Origin of the sequence: Paenibacillus sp. LK1 (assembly GCF_002750415.1) — a bacterium.
GTDB classification, from domain to species: Bacteria; Bacillota; Bacilli; order Paenibacillales; family Paenibacillaceae; genus Paenibacillus; species Paenibacillus taichungensis.
In genome coordinates, this window is sequence record NZ_PEII01000001.1 from 301,448 (window position 1) to 324,063 (window position 22,616).

The window sequence follows — 22,616 nt, forward strand, 5'->3', positions numbered from 1 at the left end:
TGCATCCAACAAGAGTTATGCGTAATTAAGTATAGTTGTAAAATGAACGTCACTAATCACCGTACAAACTAGTGAGACATGCTGCCTCTAATGAAATTACCACCACTTGACGAAACAATATGTTACAGAATATTAGTATTACCTCATCCATAGGGCACCCTTAAAACAACTACAGAATCACTTCTTAATTATAAGTACTATAAACAACTAGATAAACGTATTAGTCTGCCCGTTAGTTGAATAAAAGCATCTTATCCTCTATTTTGTATTGTTAAATAGCTTCTACTTAGCTTTGCTCCCAGTTTAAACAGATGTCCGGTGAACTGTTCTTCAATAATCAAGTAAACACTTTGGAAAATATAATAAACTCATCCAACCGGATGAGTTTTAACATTACTATTTTGCAAAATAAGATTATTAACCTCGACTAAAAGCGGCTTAGCCGCATCCATAATCTGTTGAACAGATAACTTGAGAATTTCATCAATATGTTTGTTCATTTCATTATATAACTTATCGTACTTTCTACTATCGTGTATGAAAAAAGTCTTACTCAATTTCAGGATTTCATCCTGTTTTGGAAATATCGTGGGAATCGCTTCAATCGCAGTATTCAACGACTCATATCCACGCATATATTTCCATAACAGATTGAAGAACTCCTTATGATCATCAGCATTGAATACTGGGCTATTATTAATGGCCTGACCTTTGATAGAGTTCCTGAGTAGATATTTACCTTCAGTTTCATAATGGTCTAGTACAGTTTCTAGTTCCTGTTGGAGCATACGTAGCAATTTTAAACGTTGGATTTGTTCATCCTTTTGATGCTTTTCTTCAGCCTTCGAGTTAGCGAAATACCATCCGATGAACACAGCCCCGATGGGTACTACTACACCTGTGAAAAATGACATCTTTTCTCCACCATTCTTAAGTTTACATTTGAAGTTCTAGTTGATGAACCATTTAAAACAAGCTTAAAAAACTCACGTTACTTTTCATACTCAACTTCATAATGACGTTCTTTCCAGAAAGCTTGAGCTTCCTGTTGTCGCTCATATTCTTCCTCAGCTTTATTAAATTCATCATCACTCACATAATCTTCTCTAGCAGCTTCTTCATCCAAATATCTTTGGTAATCCTCCTCTTGCTGTTCCATATCAATAGTTTCCTCATAATAAGAGTCATTTTCTTGCACATCATCGTCATCAATTCCAAATGGATTTGTCGATCCTATTAGTTCAATATTTTCAAATTCTATCTCAATTGATCTAAAATCAATGATCTTAATATGTTCATTATGCTCTCCTGAGAAAACGTCATAATTAAAAATTGCGTCTACCTCACAATCCATACTACCCGGCAACTCGATATTTGGCTCCCTACTATCAACGTGATAATTATGAGTGAGGCTTGCTTGAAATGAAACTCTACAGTTCATAATTACATTATCACCTAATATCTCATAGGATTTTTCTAATATTTTTATATTCTCGATTACATCCATTTCAATAAAATCTGAATTGTACTCAGATCTTCCTATATCGGTTAGTTCCTCTTGTAATGCTCCATACATGTTCTCGTTTAGATAACTTTCTATCTGCTCAAGTAAGCTATCTTCTGTTTCTAATTTATTTATCAGGTCTTCTATATTTCTACTTACAACCGAATCACTCATCCGAATAAAATCGTTGAAATAGATGATGTGCACCTGAGCATTATTCGCTTTAGCCTCTTGTAGAAGTTCCTCTCTAACACTAGAAATTTCGTGATCAGAATTCTTATAGAACCAATCTTCTTTCTTGTCCCTTGTTATAAATAAAATTGGTCTACTGTCTGAAACAGATTTTTTAAGTAACTCTTTCCATACAATTAAATCACCAAACTTATTATAGTCTTTTTCTAAATAGTCACAGTACCCGGGTGGTATTTTCTTTTCGAACCTACGGATTCCATCCACTTTTATCTGAGCTATTTCCTCAACGGTAAATGATGGATGTGTTTTTGAACGTACATAATCCTGGAATGTTTTTACTAACTCTGATTTAAGAAAATGCCTATTATCTTCAGTAGATTGATCTAATTTTTGTTTAAAATTCGTGATCATCTCATACATAAACTTGTTTACATCTATATCAGCTATTACCTCAGCAAGTTGATCATGTCCTTCTTCTTTTAACTCCCTAGACATTTTATTGAGATTTTTATTGATATTTCCCAGGCTATCATCTAGTCGTTTATTGAACTTTTGCAACCTTCCAATAGCTCCAGTTTTTTGTCCTTTATACTTTAAATTCATTTCGACTTTAGCTACATGAAACGGAATCCATATACGCTCACTAACAAATAGAAGAGTATCCATAGCATATTTTGCAAGTTCAAAGTCACACTCTTGAATGAATAGTAGAGCAGAAGTATCCAGCGAAATAATAGCGTTGCTCCAGAGTCTTTTAAACTCTTCTTGACTGATTTTGTTCATAAGTTTCCCCACCTCAATAGTTTTATGGACTGCCTTATGTTTGAAATCGTGCATCAATTGCCACGAAAATTATTCGTCAAGTCTTGAATCATCTCGATATCTCGAACAGACCTTGTGGACAACAATGCATTCAAGTCGATCAGAACTGTTTCTCTCGCTTTCTCATTTTCGGAGAGAAAATAATTGTCTTTGTAACTTCTCAAAAATTCGCTAGGAGAAACTTCAAGTGCTCCTAGCAAACGTTCTAAGGTGTCTAATGATATATTTCTCTCACCTCGTTCTATGCCACCTATATAAGGCTGGGGCAATCTAACCTTCTCCCCTAATTGTTCCTTCGAATAATTCTTATTTGTTTTCCTACATATCCGTTAATTCGAGTTCCCGAACGACCACCTCTCTTTACACAGTTAGCAAGTTGAAATCATTTTAAACTCTCACTTACCGTCAAACTTAGATAAGGGCGTATGCAATAGCACATCCTTGATTTGTGTTTAGTATGGCCTCTTCAAAATGGATCATTAGCATTATGTAAATATCCAACCTATCAGACTCAACTTATAGCTATTTGGGACATAAACATCATGGTTTACTAATTTTGTTCAGTCTAACTTGTTGCCAAGCAGCATCAACGACAGGCAGCATTAATCTGTTAGGCATATCTTCAAAATCAGCCTTGAACTGCTCTAATTTTATAACCTCATACAAATAACCTTTTCTAGCAGGAGCATTCGTACATTTTTTGAATGTATCACTGTTAACAAGATAATCCTTAAGATTTTCTAAGATGTTTTCTAAATGTTCTACTCTGCTAGACCTAGCTTGTTCAAATTCTCCATTTACTTCAACCCTATATTGCTCCAACATCAATTCTAAAAAATCCTCTTTGAGATCAGGGCATAAATTGAAATTGAAATAGTTGAAGCAGTAGAACAAACTGTCATGTTGGAAGAATAGCTCTATGCTCTGCTCTTCACCAATATTTTTTAATTTTCTCTTTAAGACTTCTAGGTTCTCTTGTTTCCAGGTCTTCATCAGTGATGATCTCTTCCTCAATCTCACCTTCTTCCAGTCTCTCGACTCTCATGAAACAACTTTTATTTTGAACTCCTTAACTATAGCCAAAAATGTGTCGTAATCATTCACAGAGATATCAACGCGAGACGTAGCTGCTTCAAATAATATTGCTCCTAACGTAGCAATATCACCAGAGATCTTTTCAACATTAATGTTATCCAAACCTATTCCCCCTTCTCAATCATGCATTATCAAACGTATCTGAATATCACAGCAGCTAATACCAAGACTAATATGATATCTACATTATATATCGGCACTTCCAAGCATCCAACACAATTACAGAATCCCCGCACGAGAAAGCCCACTTCTTTAGATTTCCGATGAAAGTGAGGGGATTCTGTAATGTTAGACTATATTTCTCATTAGCATCGTGGGGATAGATTCCATGCATTATTACCTCATTTATGGAGAAGGCGAATAAACCGACCAGGATCTATGTCTTCAGCAGTCTCTAAATGAATGGTATTCATATCATTCACTTCTTTTCCACTGCTTGACTCCCGTTTAAGTCTTTTCCATTCTGATTTCAAAATGACTTGTTGTAGATATTGAAGATCTAGCATCATTGAATAGTACTCAGCAGGTGAGTATTCATTTGAGTAATCATCCAACAAGTACCTCTTTATTTGGTTTCGTTTTTCAATATATCTCTGTGTAATCACTTCTTTTGGATTAAGTAGCATATCGATATGAGTACTCAAATAACTCAATTGGAATTGTAAATCATCAATATTGTTACCAGAACTTCTTATCATAGAAATTCTTTCCATCAACTCACTGTACTCACTAAAACAAACTCTAATTTTATTTATCCACTCTATCCTTTGTTTAGTCACAGTTTCAATCAATCTCTGTTTCCCCTGTGAACTGTTTAATTGCCACAATGTCAGCAGTGTACAAAGGGCTGCAATAAGAGAAGCAGACAAAGTCACTATTTCTGCAGTTGTCAATATGATCACTCCTTAATGGAATTTTGTGAATTTCGAATGGATGTTCTGTGTTGTAAAGAATTTAATGTCTTGGTGATTCCACTCTCATCGTTAGTGTCTATTTCACGACGAATAGATATTGAAAGTACGAGCAAAGATACTTAAGGAAGGGTTATAAATAGAGTTTCTTTAAATGGGTACAAATCTACATTATATATCGGCATTTCTATGAGCAGCCAACACAATCTTTCCTTCATCAAGTAAAGCAGCCGAGATCACAAATTTGAAAACTCCCCTATCATCCGCAACTGTCATACAGTACATTATTAATAGACAACATATTGAAATGGTATTAGGAGTGATGCTCCATGTCAGAATGTGCAGCATGCAAAAGCGCTAGTTGGAAGAAAGAAAGGGCTGAACGGATCAAACTAAAACATGAACTTGAGGGAACGTCAAAGGATCTGGAATATCATCCGGAAATGAGTCTTAAAGAAATTTTCAAAGTAACTACTCCTATGGAGAGAAGTCTTGAGTGCTTAATTAAAAAGAAGGTTGAAGCACGTACATATAACTGCCTTTTACGAACTAGGCTTACCACAGTCGATGAGATTCTAAAATTGAACTATGAGGAATTGTCCCGAGTGAGAAACTGGGAGATCTATCAATCAGAAGATTGTATGAGATATTGAAAGATTATATCGCTGAATATAGTCATCAACTGTCACCAGACACTCCTGAAGGACAGTTCTGATTAGACTTGAAGAACTGGAATTTTAAATATGCTGCCTTCCTTATTCACTTAACCCCATTAACTACCTCAATCTAAAGTAAACACCGAGTTGGTCAAAGATCAAATCGGTGTTTATTATTCGGTAACTAATGCTTCGTGTCGGCTTCCATTGTAGAGAATAATCAAATGAAAACCAGCATTGACTTAGGTAATCGTTGGTTAGCCCCTTTATCTGTAGGAAGCATGTTTTTGAACTTGCAAGTAAATATCATAAACTAACTTAGACAATGGTCTCTGTCCGAAATCCTGAGGATCGAGAGTGTATCCAAACTGAAATAAATTTAGTTCTCGCTTTGACAATTGTTCTAGCCCCATATCTTTAAGCAGGTTCTGTAAATCGCCCTGAAGTGTCCTGTTATAAGCTTGGTTCTTGAAGAGCAATTCTCTGACGGTATTTTTATGACTTTGATAGGTCTCGGTATGTCTAAACATTCTTATGCTGTTCTCTAACTTTCTGAGGTGTGGAGCCAATCCATTCACATCTAATGTCAGCTCAAATTCAGTATCATGACCAAGAATTGAGTCAACGGATCCTCCCATCATTTTAAAACGTACATCCTCCGAAAAGCCTTTTTCATACGGAAATAATATATCAATCCCTTTATGACTCTTAAAGCGCGAGTTACAAAGTTGACATGAGGGTACAAAATTAAATAGAGACAATGAAAATAGCGTAAATATTGATTTTGGATAAAAGTGATCTACGTCTGCTGTAGACTTAGGCTCATTTTCATAGTTGTAGTTGGTAATGTACTGTCTGTTGCAATATGGACAGACCTCAACTCCCATATGATTCAATAAAACATGCCTTAAATTATTGAATTTCTTTATCATATCGTAATTTAGTATCCGCCCAATTCCTATGTTGAGTTCAGTCAGTTTAGACTTTACATCTTTAATTAATGCGTTGAAAGCTTTCTCGCTTTTCTCAAAGGACGGATGTGAATTTTTAATAAGAATATCAGTCCACGATGAATCGTACGTTGACACATATTCTTTACGAATCGCTTCCCTATTTGGTCGAGTATCAACAAGTCCCCTATATTTCAACTCATCTTTGATATTAAAAGAACTGAAATACACAAGGCTGCGCGTTAAAAAGTAGTTATGTACTACCTGATATTTATTAATTATATTACTAAAGTTTCCCGATAAAAGGTTTCTCAAAAAGTTCTCGTCAAAACTTCCTTTTATCTCAAAAAGTCTAAAGACCTTCTGTTGTGTGAAGGGATTCATTGCAGGAGTTGTTGATGAAATTTCTTTAGTGTAATTAGCTTGGATAACAACTTTTAACTTATTGAAATAATTTGAAGATTTTTCAGCTTTGGTTAATATAATATGCTCTAACTTAATCAACGATTTCCCCTTCTCCTCTCCTTCAGTTCTTGTAATTCTCTCTCCATTGCAGAAATTTTGATATCTAGTTCATCTTGATTGCCAAATACTTCTTGTTTTACACGAAGTTTAATTCTCTTATCATTTAAGCATTCCTGTAGTCTATATCTGATTACTGGCTCGTCAATAGATTTGATCAGACTATCAATTCGATCTATCTCCTTTTCATCGTATTCTTTCCATGCATTGATTCGTTCTACCGTGGCTGTGAAAAAATGTTTCGCAAATTCACCTACAGGAGAATCCAAAAAAAAGTCATTCTTCACGATGTCGTAAAGGTTCCCCATTAAGCCAAAATCAGCCTTCTTAACGATCCGTCTTAAATCTTCAGTCACATTTATACATGTAATATGTTCCTTAGGAATATCTGAAACAATAAATGGAGAATGAGTCGCAAGAATAATTTGAAATTGGGTGCCGTAAGGTAGTCCAGCTAGAGAAATACATTTTATTAAGTAATGTATATAGCGTCTTGACCATTCTGGATGAAAGGATGCATCCGGTTCATCCAACATCAGAATTACCGTTCTTGCTCTTCCGGTGTTGGTTGAAAGTTGTTTAACACGATTGTATATGCTAGCGAAATTATGGATGAAATCCAATTCACCGGTACTCATATTATCAAACAAAATGTTTAGGTAATATGGTGGTTGATCTTTAGATTTATGATCTAAGCGATCACCTATATAATTAATCAATTCAAGTAACTCGTAATTTGTCTCCTCGCTGATTGGTACTCTTATTTCGAAATTTGAAGTGTAAAATTTTTTATCTATGTAGTCTAAGTGGGTGTACATCAGCTCATAAAACATTGAATTTTCATTAAGTATAGGAAGTAACTTAATTAGATACTTAACTCGTGATCGGTAAGTATCTTCTCTGAATTGTATTTTTTTCAATTCCTCTAGGGTATGAGGTGGTATTTCCATTCGTCCCGAGCTTCTCAGATATTCTAATAGCCCTTTATATACGATAACTTCCAAATATGAAACTATAAACCTTTCTTTATGAGACTGGTCAAGTCCATTAATCTTATTCTGCCGCTTATTAGAACTTAAAAACACTTCTGCTATACCTTGATATAACTGAAATCCTGCCTCTTCAAAATCTTCTAAGTTTAAACTTTCAGGGAGTGCATTCATAGAGGAAGCTTTCCTAATAGATACGATTGCATTATTCATAGTGAATACACTCTCTAGAACCGTAAATTCTTTGCTCATAAATAAATATATACTCTCGTAAGATGGTGATTTCAGATATTTTCTTTCATAGCGTACGTTAGTTGCTCTTGAATCCCTTCTACTTTGATGTGTGTACCAATCATGAGCTGAGTCTTTAGATTAGTAGAGGAACTGGATGTCTTGATTCTCAGCTGGACTATTACTTCTAGTGGTGACACTTAATCTTAAACTTTCAAAATTAATATACAATTGAACATTATATACTTCATGTGTATTCGAAGCCAGTCTTGCACTCTCCACTTCTTTGATTAATCCAGGAAACTGACCTTCTATCGTAAAACGGTTCCCTACATTATGGAATATCGCAAACCATTTGCTATCATAATCATATTTATGTCTGTTTGACCCAAGTAGATCTAAGACAGTTGACTTACCAGATCCATTTTTACCAACAATAAGATTGATATTACTGATATTACCTCCCCACATACCAATGTACGGATTATTTTCATTCTTTTTAATTTTCAAACTTCTGTTACCGTACTCATAATTAATAACGAAATCATTGGTGAATGTAAATTCTTCCTGCTTCAAGCATCGATCAATATCATGTATGTATAGATAAATTAAAGTTGGATGCATGCTCTATAACTCCTTAACTTTCCTCTATAAAAGAATGACTATAATAGGGAATCTTAGTGATAGCCCTATTTATATTATAAATATTGACTAGAGATTAACAAATACATGTATTGTTAATTTTCGTAATCGTGAACAAAGTGATGGCGCTACATTATTTTTATACACCATACTTAAAATCATCGTCTATTAATGACTGAGTCTCATAAGTTATATTTTCACCTTCAGCCAAGTGCTTCTTCTTGTTAGCGTACGATTCGTATCGACTTTGTAGGTGCGCAGCAGCATGATAAGGAACTGCGCTTCGCTCACGGTTTCTTCCGGGCAAAATTTGCCGGTTGCGTCCGATTCGACGACATCCGAACGGAGCGCCCACTCGATTGCTGCTTGATCGGAATGTCCTGTGATATCTTTAAACCTTGGTCGGATCGGTTGCTAGATAGTTCTTGCTCTTGAGGCGCTCGAATACCCGCACTAGTACTATCCGTCGCACCGTATCGGAGCTGAGTGTCAACTTGTAACTGCTAGGCTTAACCCCTTCAAGCCTGTCGTACATTGAGACTTTCAGCCCGGCGGGCGAACTACTGGAGTAAGAGATAGCCGTTTTCGGGGTTCCAAATGTACCGTCATCGTAAGAGGCCACGATCTGAAGCGGCAACTTGCTTCCGGGATTCATCATTAATTCATCGTATTGGGCGGATAAGTCCTGAATTGTGCGCCCTTTGCCTGTAGCGAAGACCAAGTCTTACTGTGAAGCTCTGATTCCTTAGACAGCGTATAATCGAGTTTCACTGTATAGACGCTGTTACCGCCCATTATATCTTTAGGATATAAAAGTACCACCTTGTAACCTCATACCGACCTGCCTGTGATCGGTACTTATGTAAAAATCCTTTATAGTCTACGTTCCTTGAATAATCCTGAATTTCACCAGCAAAAAAATGTGATGAATCTTTTGTTGTGACAGCATCCGGTGCAATATTCCCAAGTAAAAACGGCGTCTTATCTACAATAGATAAGGAATCTGCAATTCTATTTGCCACAATCAGATGCATTATTCTTGAACCCATACTTCTTTCTCCTCTTAATGAAAGTTTGAAGTGTATTTTCCTGATTCTGCTTCCTTGAACTGATATTTTCTAACATTAAATTATTTTTTGAATACTGATGTGATAATCATTTCTGCACATTCTTCCGGCGTATTCAAACTCGTATCGACTGAAAAGCTATAGCGAATGTGTTGCGACATTATTTTATTTTGCTCATCGGATTGATCTTCTCTTCTGTCACCACGTTCTATATTTCGCTTACGACAAAGATCTAACGGGCAGTAAACCTCAACGATATCCAAAGGATATCCATCGAATATATCTAGGACTTTATCATAATGCGGCTTCAATTCCGGTCTTTCAAAAAGTATCCCATCGATTAAAACATTCTTTCCATGATCCGAAAATAATTTTGCTGTGTGATACATTAGAATGATCGCTTCACTTAAATACTTCCAGTAGTCTGTTTGCAAATGTTTATCACCAATCGTATTTTCAAAAAGATCATTGGCCACAACATAAAAAAAGGGTTCATCGTAATTTTGCATCGCTTCTACGAGTGAAGTTTTACCTGAACTGGTTACGCCATTCAGAAAAATAATTTTCCCTTTATCCATTTTCTCATCTTCCTTTGCATCGGTTATGTTTGAGTGACTACGCCTTCTTCGAATTGCTAAATATCTAAAACTGTACTCTTTTAATTTTCATTTTTTTTATAAACTGTTCAATTAAGTTGAATTTATAAGAAACTCTTGAGGTTTTTATTATCGCTGATGCTATGAAAATGGAATGCCTCCAATACCATATAACAGCATGAACATTATTATCCCCAATAAAAATGTACTTCCGAACTCATCAGGAAAGAATATCGTTGCGCACATAAAAGACATAATAATCGTTGATAATACAGCACTTGTTAGTTTTATTAATAATGATTTCTTCAGTAGAATCATCCTTTATACAGCTTATCAATCGATTTACCATATCTAACAAGTATATGCCACATGTATTTTAATTCCTGAAGCACTTCTTCGTAATTACCTCTGTCAGACCAGAGATCAGGATTGTGCTTCAAATTGTTGACAGCATTCCCAATCACACTTGCGTCAATATTACCGTTGCTTGCAATTCGCTTCGCTAATGATGGCATGGTTGGACCCCTAAAATCAGAGGGCACTTCCTCTGCACGCATCGCAAAACCCATATGCCAAAATAGTTCAATGGAATATTTGATGCAGATTTGCTCTAAATAATTCCCTATTTCCGTTCCTTTGAACGATGGGTCAGCTACTAAAATTTCCACATCATCTTCAAGATATATATCTCCATGAATTTGAGTTTCGATAAAATGGTTAAGATTCCGATGTGGGGCCAGTTTTGACGGATCCTCTAACGGGCGTTCCAGATTGTACAATAGCTGATCTATCAATTTTTTAGGAGTAAGATCTTTTTCTCCAATAGCATAATACCGAAAGAAAGCATCCGAAAAAAGCGCAGATATAATATCGTCTAATTCCTCATATGTCCCCTTTTCCTTTGGAGCATCTTGAGAGCCACCGTAAGTGAACGTACAGCGATGTGAAGCATTCGGTTTTAAAAGAAAATAACAAGAGCCGAATCGTGGAGACGGTCCATCCGGATGTAACAACAAATGAAGAGCTCCATACCTTGGCCTTTCAAAGTTGGTTACCCCCTCTATCTGATAAGCTCCGCCAAATAGTTTTTCCTCCCAAAGATCCCGTGCACCACCTGAATAAGCCGATACGCTCCCATTGGATATGAAAGTCTCGAACTGACTTTTATAGATCCCCTGCTCTAATAAAGATTGAGCTACACTTTTCATATCTAAAACCGGACGATCCGGATGAAAATGCAAAGCCACCCTTGCATGGGATTTAATCTTATGAACTGCTTCTAAAAAAGTGTTCCAAGGAATATTCGAAAAATGAAAAATTTCTTTGAGTGATGCTTGAGCTTCTCTTTTTTGGGATCTTGCGTCATTACTTATATATTCAATCGCTGCGTTCTGAGATCTTGTAAGTTGTCTGTTGTTCGACACAAGAAACACCATCCTTTTCTAAAATTGAGACCTCAACCTACTTTTAAAAACAAGGCTATTAGGAGCATCATCACTCCCTGCAGTAACGCATAATTTCATAGCCTTTATGTAAGCGTTCGCAGTTTTTTTTAAGTCACAATGTTTAAGTGGCTTTAGGCACTTAGTAACAGGTGGCTTTGCCAATTAGCAGGTTGAAAGTGTCCGGTGAATCTGCTCTTCCGGACCACGAACCCTGCTGCCCATTAGATGATGTAACTCATTTCTTCGAGTTACATTCAGAGTAATTTTACTCTTGTTTCCATTTATGTATTTCGAGTAGTTTTCCGGTTTCATAAAAATACTTTATGGCTTCAAGCATGGGAATTAATTCTATACAAATGTTATCACAATAATTGCCTAACTGACCACCAACAACCAGGGGAATTTCACAGTTATCCTGTTTATCGTTCATAAGAGTATATATAGTATCATCAATTGTAATAGACACAATGAAATATTCAGGTCCGCCTCCAACTAATGCTGAATCGGTGTCTGATACCTCAAAAAATACTAATGTAAATTTATCTCCATCGAGTTTTCTTAAAAAACTTAAAGTGTCCGTCCATGTAGGATTCACAACGATTTCTTCCTTAAATGTGGCCCCATTCCATGCATCAATACTAATAGATTTTATCATTTTTTCTTTTCATCCTTCTTAGATGTTTTACACTTCACTGAATTGCTTCCAGCAAGACCAAGGCAGCGTGAAAACTCTGACATGTAATGTCACAGTTTTCTTTATATACCTCAGGAATTCTAATCATTCCACATTCTTGTTACTTCTTCTAATTCTAAGTCCTCGAATTGCATTTTATAAATATCTGGTTTCTTTAATTGATTCAAAAACTCCAAACCAAAAGCTGAATCAAAATGATTCATCATCAAAGTCATCACAAGACCATGAGTCCCGATTGCTATTTTCTTCCCTCTGTTCTCTTTTAGTAAGGGTTTTAGAACTGAGATTGCTCTTTTCTGACAATCAGCATTGGACTCTCCACCCGGCAAGGTATAATCAAAATCATTAAAACTCTCTCTGATACTAGACATTAACTCTGCATTTTCAATATTATAAGATGCAAAATGTCGTTCTCTAAGATCTTCAAATGCTTTAATATCTAACTTTAAGTGCTTGGCCAATCCTTCAACACTCAGAATTGCTCGAGTATAAGGACTTGATATAATCATGTCTATTCCTTCACCTATAAGTAACTTCGTTACTTTTTCAATATCGATCTTTCCTTTTGGGGTAAGCCCTCTTGTTCTTTCATTTCCTTCGTTGTATGGTGATTCTCCATGCCTAACCATATAGATAATTGTCTTCATACAAGCCTCCTTTAGATGCTTTCATGAATGTCGCACTATGATTTCACATAAAGTTGATATATTCTCCACGCCATTCCCCTTTGTTCACTACCAACGTATGCTCCGATTTCTGTCGGACCATGGCGAATGCCCACAGCGTGAATATAATGTTATACGCAGTATCTGCCTCTTTGAATTAACTTACAAAAAATTGTTCAAATTTAGTTATATTCCTGTTCTCTTCTTCTGACAATTCAATCTTCACTAAACTCATTCTTTCTATGATCCCATCCATAGGTTCAAATCCCTTTACTACATCATGAATTCCTTTAGCTATCGCTTCTCTACTTAATTGTGTTCCCAGGGTACAATGTGGATTCCATTGATCTGGGCTATAATATATACTCGCTTAATTATTATATTTGTCTAACTTATTATAATAATCCTTATGTAAACGTTGAAGTTCCTCCGTCATGGTTGGGGCTAAAAATATCGTTCCCGAGGTTGGAAAGGTAGCTACGATATCAAATCGTAAACGAAGAGGAGAAACATTATCAAAATAGATTTCCAGTTGTTCTTTAAATCCTTTCAAATCGGAAATATCCGTATATACGGCAAGTGTTATATGAGGACTTAAGTTCTCAAATCTATTCATAAAATAACTGATTCCCTTTTTGTCAAAGTGCATCCATACTTTTCTGACGTACTCATCGAATTCTTTGTTGAAGAATAATTCTACAGCAAACAAACGAACCACATCCTTTCTTTTGTATTCTTATTCATTGGAAAATCGTATGACTAATCTTACATTTTTGCTTGGTTCTCCTTAATGATGAGTTGAGACCACTAAACATTAAAATCATGAAAGATATTCATATGTGTTTTCTTTATTTCAGGTACTGAGCTACATTCGAATCACTTCAAAATTCCATGTGGGAGACAGGCATGTACCCCTTTAACCCCATTTACAATTTGCGTTATACGTAGATCAACAACAGAACTCCCTAAAGCAATAGCTTCAACACGATTTAAACCATACAACTCACCCATCAAGGTAAGCATTCCATCTAAAGCTTGAACGGTTGCTTCATTAAGATCTTCATGAAACCCAAAAGTAATCCACCCTGCGGGAGTATTAGCTCGGGGGGTTAACAAATCTATGCCTTCAATCAAATTTACAGTTATATCAACAACTTCCATCGGACATTCAATAGCCTGGCAACTGATTTCTCCATCCCCTTGCAAAGCATGACCATCTCCAATAGCAAGGTAACCCCCATCGACAGAAATAGGAAGATACAATTTGCTGCCTTTCACAAGCTCTTTACAATCAATATTTCCACCACAATATCGTGGTGGCCAAGTAGAGTGAATTCCTATGTCATCTGGAGGCATTCCAATAACGCCCATGAAAGGTCGTAATGAAACCGAGAAGGAGTTGCCGTTGATTTCACATACTCCCACCATGGATTTATTATCGAGTTTCCAATCAAGGCTAATTTCCTTAAATTCGGTCAAATGTAACTTCTGGTTTTGCCAATTAGGATATTGACCTGCAGCAGTAAAACCATATTGCCCAGGTATAATATCATTAAACTCAATCTCTAAAGTCATGCCTTTCTTAGCACCTTCAATATAAATAGGTCCCACCAAGGCGTGGCCTCCATCAATTTTTTCTTTTCTTGAAAATGGTTTCCTTCTCTCACTATTACTTCTCCCAGTACCCCAACCTGCGTCTAATGTTTCAAAACATATGGAATCACCAGATGACACTGAAATGATTGGAGTTACTTCTTTAGTAAATGAACCAATTAATATTTCTTGGGATAATTCAATTTTGTGTACCACCATAATATCGCCTCCAATGCGGTATTATCTTTATGCCAATTTTGTATAACGTTTCGTATTCGCGACATCACCGACTTAAGTCTCCGTCAGGAGCTGGCCGCGATGCAGTTAGTCGGTTAAGATTTGTCCAACTGCTTTCATATCCCCGATAAACATCTGCCGGACCCAAAGCCGTATGTCGCGACGCTTTAATATTTTGTTATACGAAGCACTTCTCATCATTGAACTACATTCAGAACCTCAATTACTAAAATCGCTTCTTCTTTATATCCTTCAAGATCGTTTAGATTAATCCATTCAGGTTCATTATCCCTAGATTGATAGAATCTAATTACCACATCTTCTCCTTCGATTGTAGAACTTAGAATCAAGATAAATTCTCTTTTAGGGTAGTTTGATTTTAGATTCTCTTCCCAGTTAGAGACTAGTTTGAATCCAGTCCATAAATCGTCTACATGATAATGATTAATTGATACTTCCAGATCTGTCCTATCTTGATAAATTATTTCCCCAATAGAATCTGTATTACTTAAACTTGAAGTATCAATAAAGATACAATTATCCCATTCAATAAAATTGGGATTTAATAAATCCGAATTTATGAATTTATTTGATTGAGATAACTCATCCAATAAATTCTTCATTGCCTTATTTGTTTTCATGTTTTTCCTGCTTTCGAAGTGTTTCAATAACGTTCGGGTATTCACGACGTCCTATCGACTTAAGGCAGGAAGCTGCCGGGTACACATCAGCGCACTTAATCGATTGGATGTGTCCGGCTGATTCCACTTCCTCGCTACTGAAAATCTAGCCCCGAATATCCCTCTAACTTCTCCCGGACCGAGGGGCAAATGCCCGAAGCTTGAATATGGTGTTATTAGATGGATTAGCCTTCTTAGATATTAAATTATAGATTTGCGTATCTTTCTTATAACGTTTCTGTATTCATGAACCCTGCGAACCTTAAGGCAGCTTCAGCTGCCTTAAGGTTCGCAGGGTTATCCGCCTGATTCTGCTTCTCTGTCAAAAGCATCAGACGGATCAAGGTTCGGCTACAGCCGAGCCGCAGCATGAATATAATGTTAGCTGATGTTCCTGCCTTCTTAGAAATACTAATAATCACATTTCCTAAAGAAACCACTCATACATTCTATCTTTCATTTTTTTAGCTGTATCTCGATCTCTTCGATAAATCCATTCAAAGAGTGGCTTATCAATGAAATCTTTCAAATCATATTTGGATTTCTCAAGACAAGATAAAATTTCTTCAAACTCAAAATCAATATGGAAAACGTCCGATCTATCACTAGAATTAGGATCATCAGACCAGACGATGGCCATGTTATCCTTATAAGTTATTCCCGGTGAGGGATCATGTCCAAGCCAGGGACTCTCTCTATTAAGAATAGAATTATAAATCTCCCTAAATTGTTCTAGACCACAGCAACAACTTGGCATAATAAATTTTTCTTCACTTTCATAAAAAGCAACACCACCCAAAATAGCTACAGAGTCATTCGCAAATAGTTCATTGAAAGTGTCTTCCATTGATTGATCTATATTTATATTGCAATATCCAAATAAATGTATTATAAAGAGTTCAACTTCAGAAGATGTGCACTTGCCCGAAAGCGTTAGTAACTCTGAACGATGCACATCATTGTCAAACCATTTTGGACAATCATAATATGGTTCTCTAATAACCGGTTTTGTATAAGACATCTCTGAATTTACACCTCTAAATAAATAATTGCTGGAATTCCAGCTAATGTTTCTGTATTCATGACCCCTTAGATATCTCTTATCTTAGCGGAATGATGTATCTGACCGATTCTTCTTCCTCGAAAACACTCCTGGCAGATCAAGGGACGAGTGGCCTGCAGTGCGAATATTATGTTATATGAAGGATATGCCGTCTCGAACAACTCACAAAATCACTTATTGCCTTCGTTAAAATATGTGATTTCATGTCCATCTATTAGTCTTCTTAATCCATCTTTATAGTAAGGCATTAATTGTTCAGCCTTCTCTATATCAATCCAAGCTATTTCAGAAATTTCATTAGGTCTAACTATTTCTTCATTCCCACCGATTACCTCACCTTTAAATGTTATAAATATTACATGTTCTTCTTTTTCCGGAAATTTACATTCATTTACCGCCAGTATTCCATGGACTTTAATATCTAGTCCAGTTTCTTCTTTAGCTTCCCTTATTGCTGCTTGGTCTAATGATTCTTCTCTTTCAACAGCGCCACCTGGAAGTGACCATCGGTCACTAGAATCATCTACATTCCTTACCATTAATATTTTGGAATTGGTTGGGTCAGTAATTAAGGAATAAGCTACATCAACTCTGATCATTATGTTTGGCTTCCCTTCTGATTTAGATCTGATTATCTTTCATATAACTTTACTTCATTCACGAATCCTCACCACCTTAAGTAAATCTGAAAGGATTAGATAGATCTTATCTTAGCCTCCCAGATCATAAGGCCGCGATGCGGTTAGGTGGTGCAGGGTTGAAAATCCTCGGGCGGACCAAGGGCGCCTATACGACCCACCGCGTGAATGCGGTGTTATATAATGCTGGCTCTTTCTTGATATACTTACAGATTCTCTTTATATTGCGGTCATTTCTTTGGTTGATATGCTCCTAACTCATTTCCAAATGGGTCTGTAAACTTAATTACCCATCCAAACCCATGATCTTCATATAGTCTTATCTTTACATCATGTGTTTGTAACGTTGTGTGTAATAATTCAATGTCCTTTGTTAGAAACATAAATGATGGCATAGGAAAACCATCATTGGATAACCATAATGTCTTATCATTTTTCGAACTGAAGTGAAGCATCAGTACCGGGCCTGAATTGAATTTCAGCCATGCTGCATGAGGATAAACTGTCAGTGGTTCTAGTCCTAACACTTCACTATACCATCCTACTGCCTGATCAACATCTTTAACAGGTATTTGAACATGATCAACATTCTCAATCAAGTTATTCAAAAAACTTCCCTCCCGGGTTTTGTGTTTTATCAGGGTTTAGCCAGTTTCATATACATTCTCGTATTCACGAAACGAGCCAGCCTTAGATAGCAATTATCTTAGACTGGCTCGTTTGTTGTCTGATTGTTCTTCCATGATTATACATCTGACAAGCAAGGGGTGCTAGCCCCACAACATGAATACATTGTTAAGCGACGTTACTGTCTTCGAAGCAGCATCACCTAGAAACCTTTGATCAAGATTCCAACTCTATTTTTCACTTTGGTATAAAAACTCAACTTCACTATCTAGCAAATATCGATATTCAAATAATTGCATCGTTCTTTCCCTAATTCTCTCCCGTATAACCGTGCCTAGGCTTACCGATCCTTTTGATCCAAGGTAACCATTATTAATAAATGTCTTCTCTACAAATGTTGTTTCCCTTAAGTGATACTGTAACCATTCTTTCTGCGATTCGATTAGTGCTTCTCTTGGTTCTCTATCCAACTTAGAAAGAAGCTTTTTATATATTTGGTTCAACTCTTTATCCCAAATTTCTGTATATTTGCTTTCCAACGCTCCCCATGCCATTGTTTTAATAATCTCTTTGGAATTTTGAAATTCATTAAATTCTACTTCATAATCATGATCTATAGGATTTCGAAGCATTTCATCATAAAATTCTCCTTTTAAATCGTAGTTCCCAATTCTCATGGATAACACTTCATTGTTAGAAGGCTCTGATCGACCTTCAGTTATTTCTTTCGATTCTGTTCCATTACCTTTACTCTCTAAGTCAGGATGCAGTTCAGAATTCATTATTGATTTAGTTTCGCTATTCAAAGTAGTCGATTGACTAATATTTTGACAAGATGAAAACATTATCGTGATAAAAAATAAGAAGAGTATCTTACCTTTCATAAATTATCTCCTTAAATATTATCTTTAATATTTACCGGTAATGGCGCATAACGTTGTTGTATTCACGAACCCGAGAGGCTTAAGGTCCGCTAAGACCGGGTGGCTCCGCCACTTAGCCTCGCAGGATTGTCTCCTGAATCCATTTCTCCGAAATGCCCCTTTCAGACCAAAGCCCCGCAGCGTGAATACGGTGTTTATATGTAAATAGATTATAGCTATTTCAGTTATAAGGAACTGCATATCCGCATTGATATTTGAACAAGGTTTTCTCTTATTTCTGTTCTGCTATTCCAACTTCGACTATCCCATTCGACACCACTTAAATCATCACCGCCATACAAGATAACACCTAATTTTACATTTCTAAATTGTGAGACAGCCATAAATGCTGCTGCTTCCATTTCTACAGTTATACACCCTTCTGCTTTCCGCAACTCAACCTTTTCTTTAGTCTCTCTATAAAATGAATCTGTCGTCCAAGTTTTGGCCTTAATATACCTTATGTTATGTATATTAAAATCGTCCTCTATGAATTTTAATACCTCTAGATTACATTCAACTTCTCTTGATGGCTTAATGTAATGGTATGATACTCCTTCATCTCTCACTGCCGAAACTGGTACTATTACATGTCCAACAGCAATGTCTTTTTGTAATACACCTGCACCACCACAAACTATAAATTTCTGAAAACCATAGGCTATCAGTTCTTCTAAGAATCCTGCTGAACCTGCAGCTCCTAAATACCCCAAAGTAATATGTACTTTTTTTCCTTGATAATATGTTTCATATATTGGCAAATCTACAGTCTCGCAATGTAGAGATGCAACTTCTTTCAACTTTCCCTCCGTTTTCATTTTTTCAATTACCTCTCGAAAAAATGTTATGACACAGTATTCAAATTCTTCTTTTGGCTTAATAAAATTAGTTGCCTCTATTATTGCAACTCGCGATTCATCAAATTCCAATATCGGGAATTCATTACTATCGATTTTTTTGCTCTCCATCTCGACTTACCTCCAAAGTAATTTAATTTTTTTTTATTATTTCTTTGCAGCTATTACATATAACGTTCCTGTATTCACGACGTCCGACGGAGTCGGAAGTGTCCGCTGCTTCTGCTTCCCTGAAATCCCTCTGCCGCACCGAGGGCGTATGCCCGATGTGTGAATATTATGTTAAGTGGAGTTAAGAACCTCTTTGAATTGCTATCTAGGTATTAATTGTCTTTGTATATGTTTTTACTGAATCCGGAAAAGCTCCTTTAGACTCTGCTTCTTTACTTTCATCACTTATCTTTCTCGCAATTATCTCCAATCCATCAAAACATGCATTTTCTTTGTACCAATCAATTAATTCAAATAAAGATACACTTTCTTGCACCTCTTTATCTTCATAATGCGATACAATTGTTATTGTAAATGCCGGGACTAGAGCATCCGCCTTCAAGTAATACATAAAATTTTTACCTGTGTAGTGCTTCATAAGGTATATCTCAATTTCTTTCTCAAGAAAAGAAAACACTTCAATCAATTGATCTGATGATATTCTATTATTCTTTAAAAGTCTATTGAATCCATGGATGTACACGTAATTATAATTTGCTTCATTTCTGGTTAGATTAGGGTCATTAGAAAACAAAAAAGTTGGACAAGTTATTATTGAAGTAACCTCTCGTTAAGCCTTCTGAGCATATTTATCTAAATATTCTAAAATCAAGTACTTTCCCTCTCTTCAGTAATTTCACTTAACGTTTTTGCAATCACGAACCTCCGTAGAAGGTTGTCCGCTGAACATGCTTCCTCGAAATGTCTCTGCGCACCAAGGGCCGTATGCCCGATGCGTGAATGATGTGTTATCAGATTCATCGCCTTCTTGAGCTACATTCACTATCTTTCACTTATCAACCAAGTCTTTGCTTCCTCCGGATCTGAGAAATATGTAACAGGGTATTCTAGCTTTAAATTCTTTATTTTGCGCTTTAACTTCCATTTACTTATACTTGAAAGTCCAACAAATGAGATTTTCTTTACATAGCCATTCAAGTTATTTAGATTGTTCACAAGTTCTTGAAGAACTATTTCTGTTGTAGATGTTTCATACAGATCAATCCATATCTTCAGTTTTTTATTCGCTTTAAAAATAAATTCTTCTTCCAGTCTCATTAATTCAAAAAGTTCATCATATTTTTTATACTTACTTCCATATTTAAGGCAATGGATTTCTCCACCCTTATAATAATATGGAAAAAGTGAACCTCCAGGCGACTTTATCATTCAGGTCACTCCTTTAGTTAGTGTTGAATGTTGTTCCGATGATTTCGTGTAACGTTTTTGTGTTCCTGACGTCGATTTCCCTTATCTTAGGAAAACGATGTGTCTGCCTGAATCTGCATCAATGAAAATTCCTCAGGCAGACCGAGCGACGACAGTCGCGAAGTTGGAACACTTTGTTATCGGATGTCTTCGTCTTACTGAAATACTCTACAAAACATCTTTATACTCATTCATTATCCTCGTAACAAATTCTGTCTTTCCTTCAGTATAGGCTTTGCGATTGTTTCTGAATTCCCTTGACAGTTGGATCTTCAAATTTGTGTACTCAGATACCAACAAGGGATACTTTCTTAATATGGCTCGAAACATTATATGTCTTTTTAGTTCGTCACTTTCTCTATTGCATACGTATAGATGATGTTCATGCTTCACGTAGCCTTCACTACTGTAAGGTACATAAACGTCCTTTCTTGCAAATGCCTCTCTGTTCTTAATTCCTAAATCACCCACGTGTACATATCCTAGTTCGTCTAGCTTCTTGATCACCCCTGGTAGGTACTTCATAGATTCAATTACTACATCAATATCAATTATTGGCTTGGCTGCAAGATTCGGTACCGATGTACTTCCAACGTGCTCGATTAGTAATGCTAGACCACCAAGTTTATTTGATAAAATTGATTCTATTATATTGAATGCTTTTGGCCATTCTTCATTGTATTCTTCAATAGCTACTGGTTTTTGATTCTTCATCGCAATCCCCCTTGAGTTTATTTGATTTATATTTACGAAGATTTCCGATAACGTTCCTGTATCCACGACGTCCCACCGACTTAAGGCTCCGCAAGCAGCCGGACGCGATGCGGTTAGTCGGTGCGGATGTGTCCGCCTGATTCCACTTCCCTGCTAATCCCCTTCGGGCGGACCGAGGAGCCGTCAGGCTCCGATGCGTGGATATAATGTTAGATGATGTTGCCGACTTCTTGATATAACGCTCTCAATATTCTTTGTTACATATCAAGCATCCGTGACATGACAAAAAGATATTATGTCTGTCGCATTTTGGATAACCTACTGGTACTGTTGGTGTCTCATCTTGATCATTGCCTTCTGTCCATTCAAAATACTGTTGCTCATCTACATCATTTACTTCAAATGATAAAATCATTTTTTTGAAATGTTCTAGACACGTAACGACCATTTCTTTATTTGGTTCATAATTTAACTTAATCCAAACTTGCCCACCTATTGCATTTTCTAATACTTCTATTAGGAACTCTTTCTCTTTTGTGAAGTCATCTATTGTCCATGGTAGTTCATCTATATCAAAACCTACTGTACCCATTCCAACAACTTCCTGATCTCGCTGAGCCAGCCAAATAATAAGTTCTTTTTCACGATTTGTTTTTGCAGTCATAGAACCACTTAACACTAATACTTCTAAGAACACCTCTGTCAAAGTATTAGTCATTGAGAGTGGTTTAATATTTTCTCTATTTCTATTCAAAACTATTGTGTTTCCCATAGAATTAGATATCCTTTCATATCGGAAATTTCATCTAACATCTAATTTATGCACTTCGTAAACACCACATTTAACTCACTTTCTGAACTACATACATAATAAACCATATTGT

At 36.2% G+C, this 22,616-nt stretch carries 28 protein-coding genes; 1 reads left to right on the forward strand and 27 read right to left on the reverse strand.

Annotation, left to right across the window (positions count from 1 at the left end; translation table 11 throughout):
• Positions 1-368: 368 nt before the first annotated feature.
• From CS562_RS01380 to CS562_RS01400, 6 genes are all read right to left on the reverse strand, one after another.
• Positions 369-914: a hypothetical protein gene (locus tag CS562_RS01380; RefSeq protein WP_099853126.1), complete on the reverse strand. Its 546-nt coding sequence runs from the start codon at positions 912-914 to the stop codon at positions 369-371.
• Positions 915-991: 77 nt separating this feature from the next.
• Positions 992-2,479, reverse strand: a complete 1,488-nt coding sequence (locus tag CS562_RS01385; RefSeq protein ID WP_099853128.1) for a PIN-like domain-containing protein — start codon at positions 2,477-2,479, stop codon at positions 992-994.
• 53 nt (positions 2,480-2,532) lie between these two features.
• Complete coding sequence (locus tag CS562_RS33775) at positions 2,533-2,844, reverse strand: helix-turn-helix domain-containing protein (protein ID WP_099853130.1); 312 nt, start codon at positions 2,842-2,844, stop codon at positions 2,533-2,535.
• Positions 2,845-3,058: 214 nt separating this feature from the next.
• A complete protein-coding gene (locus tag CS562_RS01395; RefSeq protein WP_099853132.1) occupies positions 3,059-3,511 on the reverse strand; it encodes a hypothetical protein in 453 nt (150 codons plus the stop codon).
• Between the two features lie 48 nt (positions 3,512-3,559).
• Entirely contained in the window at positions 3,560-3,715 is a 156-nt protein-coding gene (locus CS562_RS32775; RefSeq protein WP_180287000.1) for a hypothetical protein, read from the reverse strand.
• 239 nt (positions 3,716-3,954) lie between these two features.
• On the reverse strand, positions 3,955-4,506 hold the full coding sequence (locus tag CS562_RS01400) for a hypothetical protein (RefSeq protein ID WP_099853134.1): 552 nt from the start codon (positions 4,504-4,506) through the stop codon (positions 3,955-3,957).
• Positions 4,507-4,853: 347 nt separating this feature from the next.
• Here CS562_RS01400 and CS562_RS01405 point away from each other — a divergent pair, with 347 nt between their 5' ends.
• A complete protein-coding gene (locus CS562_RS01405) occupies positions 4,854-5,177 on the forward strand; it encodes a DNA-directed RNA polymerase subunit alpha C-terminal domain-containing protein (RefSeq protein ID WP_099853137.1) in 324 nt (107 codons plus the stop codon).
• Between the two features lie 269 nt (positions 5,178-5,446).
• Here the strand turns inward: CS562_RS01405 and CS562_RS01410 are convergent, their stop codons facing one another.
• The 21 genes from CS562_RS01410 to CS562_RS01510 all read right to left on the reverse strand — a co-directional run bounded on the left by CS562_RS01410 (position 5,447) and on the right by CS562_RS01510 (position 22,504).
• Entirely contained in the window at positions 5,447-6,634 is a 1,188-nt protein-coding gene (locus CS562_RS01410; protein WP_099853139.1) for an HNH endonuclease family protein, read from the reverse strand.
• Positions 6,631-7,893, reverse strand: coding sequence for an AAA family ATPase (locus CS562_RS01415; RefSeq protein ID WP_099853141.1), 1,263 nt, complete (start codon positions 7,891-7,893; stop codon positions 6,631-6,633). The genes CS562_RS01410 and CS562_RS01415 overlap by 4 nt, the downstream gene beginning before the upstream one ends.
• A gap of 120 nt (positions 7,894-8,013) precedes the next feature.
• The gene (locus tag CS562_RS01420; protein WP_099853144.1) at positions 8,014-8,496 is read right to left on the reverse strand and encodes an ATP-binding cassette domain-containing protein; all 483 of its coding nucleotides are present in this window, start codon (positions 8,494-8,496) and stop codon (positions 8,014-8,016) included.
• 207 nt (positions 8,497-8,703) lie between these two features.
• Entirely contained in the window at positions 8,704-8,922 is a 219-nt protein-coding gene (locus CS562_RS33780) for an S-layer homology domain-containing protein (RefSeq protein ID WP_099853147.1), read from the reverse strand.
• Positions 8,923-9,308: 386 nt separating this feature from the next.
• Entirely contained in the window at positions 9,309-9,563 is a 255-nt protein-coding gene (locus CS562_RS01430) for a hypothetical protein (protein WP_306553496.1), read from the reverse strand.
• 80 nt (positions 9,564-9,643) lie between these two features.
• Positions 9,644-10,159: a phosphotransferase-like protein gene (locus tag CS562_RS01435; protein ID WP_099853149.1), complete on the reverse strand. Its 516-nt coding sequence runs from the start codon at positions 10,157-10,159 to the stop codon at positions 9,644-9,646.
• Positions 10,160-10,491: 332 nt separating this feature from the next.
• Positions 10,492-11,601 carry a DUF3626 domain-containing protein gene (locus CS562_RS01440; protein ID WP_257219294.1) on the reverse strand — a complete coding sequence of 370 codons (1,110 nt, stop codon included), beginning with the start codon at positions 11,599-11,601 and terminating at the stop codon, positions 10,492-10,494.
• A gap of 286 nt (positions 11,602-11,887) precedes the next feature.
• Complete coding sequence (locus CS562_RS01445) at positions 11,888-12,277, reverse strand: hypothetical protein (RefSeq protein ID WP_099853155.1); 390 nt, start codon at positions 12,275-12,277, stop codon at positions 11,888-11,890.
• A gap of 119 nt (positions 12,278-12,396) precedes the next feature.
• Entirely contained in the window at positions 12,397-12,963 is a 567-nt protein-coding gene (locus CS562_RS01450; RefSeq protein ID WP_076289603.1) for a histidine phosphatase family protein, read from the reverse strand.
• 388 nt (positions 12,964-13,351) lie between these two features.
• Positions 13,352-13,690 carry a 2'-5' RNA ligase family protein gene (locus tag CS562_RS01455; RefSeq protein WP_099853157.1) on the reverse strand — a complete coding sequence of 113 codons (339 nt, stop codon included), beginning with the start codon at positions 13,688-13,690 and terminating at the stop codon, positions 13,352-13,354.
• A gap of 167 nt (positions 13,691-13,857) precedes the next feature.
• Entirely contained in the window at positions 13,858-14,793 is a 936-nt protein-coding gene (locus tag CS562_RS01460; protein ID WP_099853161.1) for an acetamidase/formamidase family protein, read from the reverse strand.
• Between the two features lie 215 nt (positions 14,794-15,008).
• Positions 15,009-15,452: a hypothetical protein gene (locus CS562_RS01465; protein WP_076289601.1), complete on the reverse strand. Its 444-nt coding sequence runs from the start codon at positions 15,450-15,452 to the stop codon at positions 15,009-15,011.
• A gap of 466 nt (positions 15,453-15,918) precedes the next feature.
• The gene (locus tag CS562_RS01470) at positions 15,919-16,512 is read right to left on the reverse strand and encodes a hypothetical protein (RefSeq protein ID WP_076289600.1); all 594 of its coding nucleotides are present in this window, start codon (positions 16,510-16,512) and stop codon (positions 15,919-15,921) included.
• A 212-nt stretch (positions 16,513-16,724) separates the two neighbouring features.
• On the reverse strand, positions 16,725-17,153 hold the full coding sequence (locus CS562_RS01475; RefSeq protein WP_076289599.1) for an NUDIX hydrolase: 429 nt from the start codon (positions 17,151-17,153) through the stop codon (positions 16,725-16,727).
• A gap of 269 nt (positions 17,154-17,422) precedes the next feature.
• Positions 17,423-17,800, reverse strand: a complete 378-nt coding sequence (locus tag CS562_RS01480; RefSeq protein WP_180287001.1) for a VOC family protein — start codon at positions 17,798-17,800, stop codon at positions 17,423-17,425.
• 249 nt (positions 17,801-18,049) lie between these two features.
• A complete protein-coding gene (locus CS562_RS01485; RefSeq protein ID WP_076289597.1) occupies positions 18,050-18,703 on the reverse strand; it encodes a lysozyme inhibitor LprI family protein in 654 nt (217 codons plus the stop codon).
• 224 nt (positions 18,704-18,927) lie between these two features.
• A complete protein-coding gene (locus CS562_RS01490) occupies positions 18,928-19,710 on the reverse strand; it encodes a nucleoside phosphorylase (RefSeq protein WP_099853166.1) in 783 nt (260 codons plus the stop codon).
• Positions 19,711-19,915: 205 nt separating this feature from the next.
• Positions 19,916-20,188, reverse strand: a complete 273-nt coding sequence (locus tag CS562_RS01495; RefSeq protein WP_143813552.1) for a hypothetical protein — start codon at positions 20,186-20,188, stop codon at positions 19,916-19,918.
• Between the two features lie 404 nt (positions 20,189-20,592).
• Complete coding sequence (locus tag CS562_RS01500; RefSeq protein ID WP_099853170.1) at positions 20,593-20,979, reverse strand: hypothetical protein; 387 nt, start codon at positions 20,977-20,979, stop codon at positions 20,593-20,595.
• 207 nt (positions 20,980-21,186) lie between these two features.
• On the reverse strand, positions 21,187-21,732 hold the full coding sequence (locus CS562_RS01505) for a GrpB family protein (protein WP_076289593.1): 546 nt from the start codon (positions 21,730-21,732) through the stop codon (positions 21,187-21,189).
• A 244-nt stretch (positions 21,733-21,976) separates the two neighbouring features.
• The gene (locus CS562_RS01510; protein ID WP_076289592.1) at positions 21,977-22,504 is read right to left on the reverse strand and encodes a hypothetical protein; all 528 of its coding nucleotides are present in this window, start codon (positions 22,502-22,504) and stop codon (positions 21,977-21,979) included.
• Positions 22,505-22,616 lie beyond the last annotated feature (112 nt).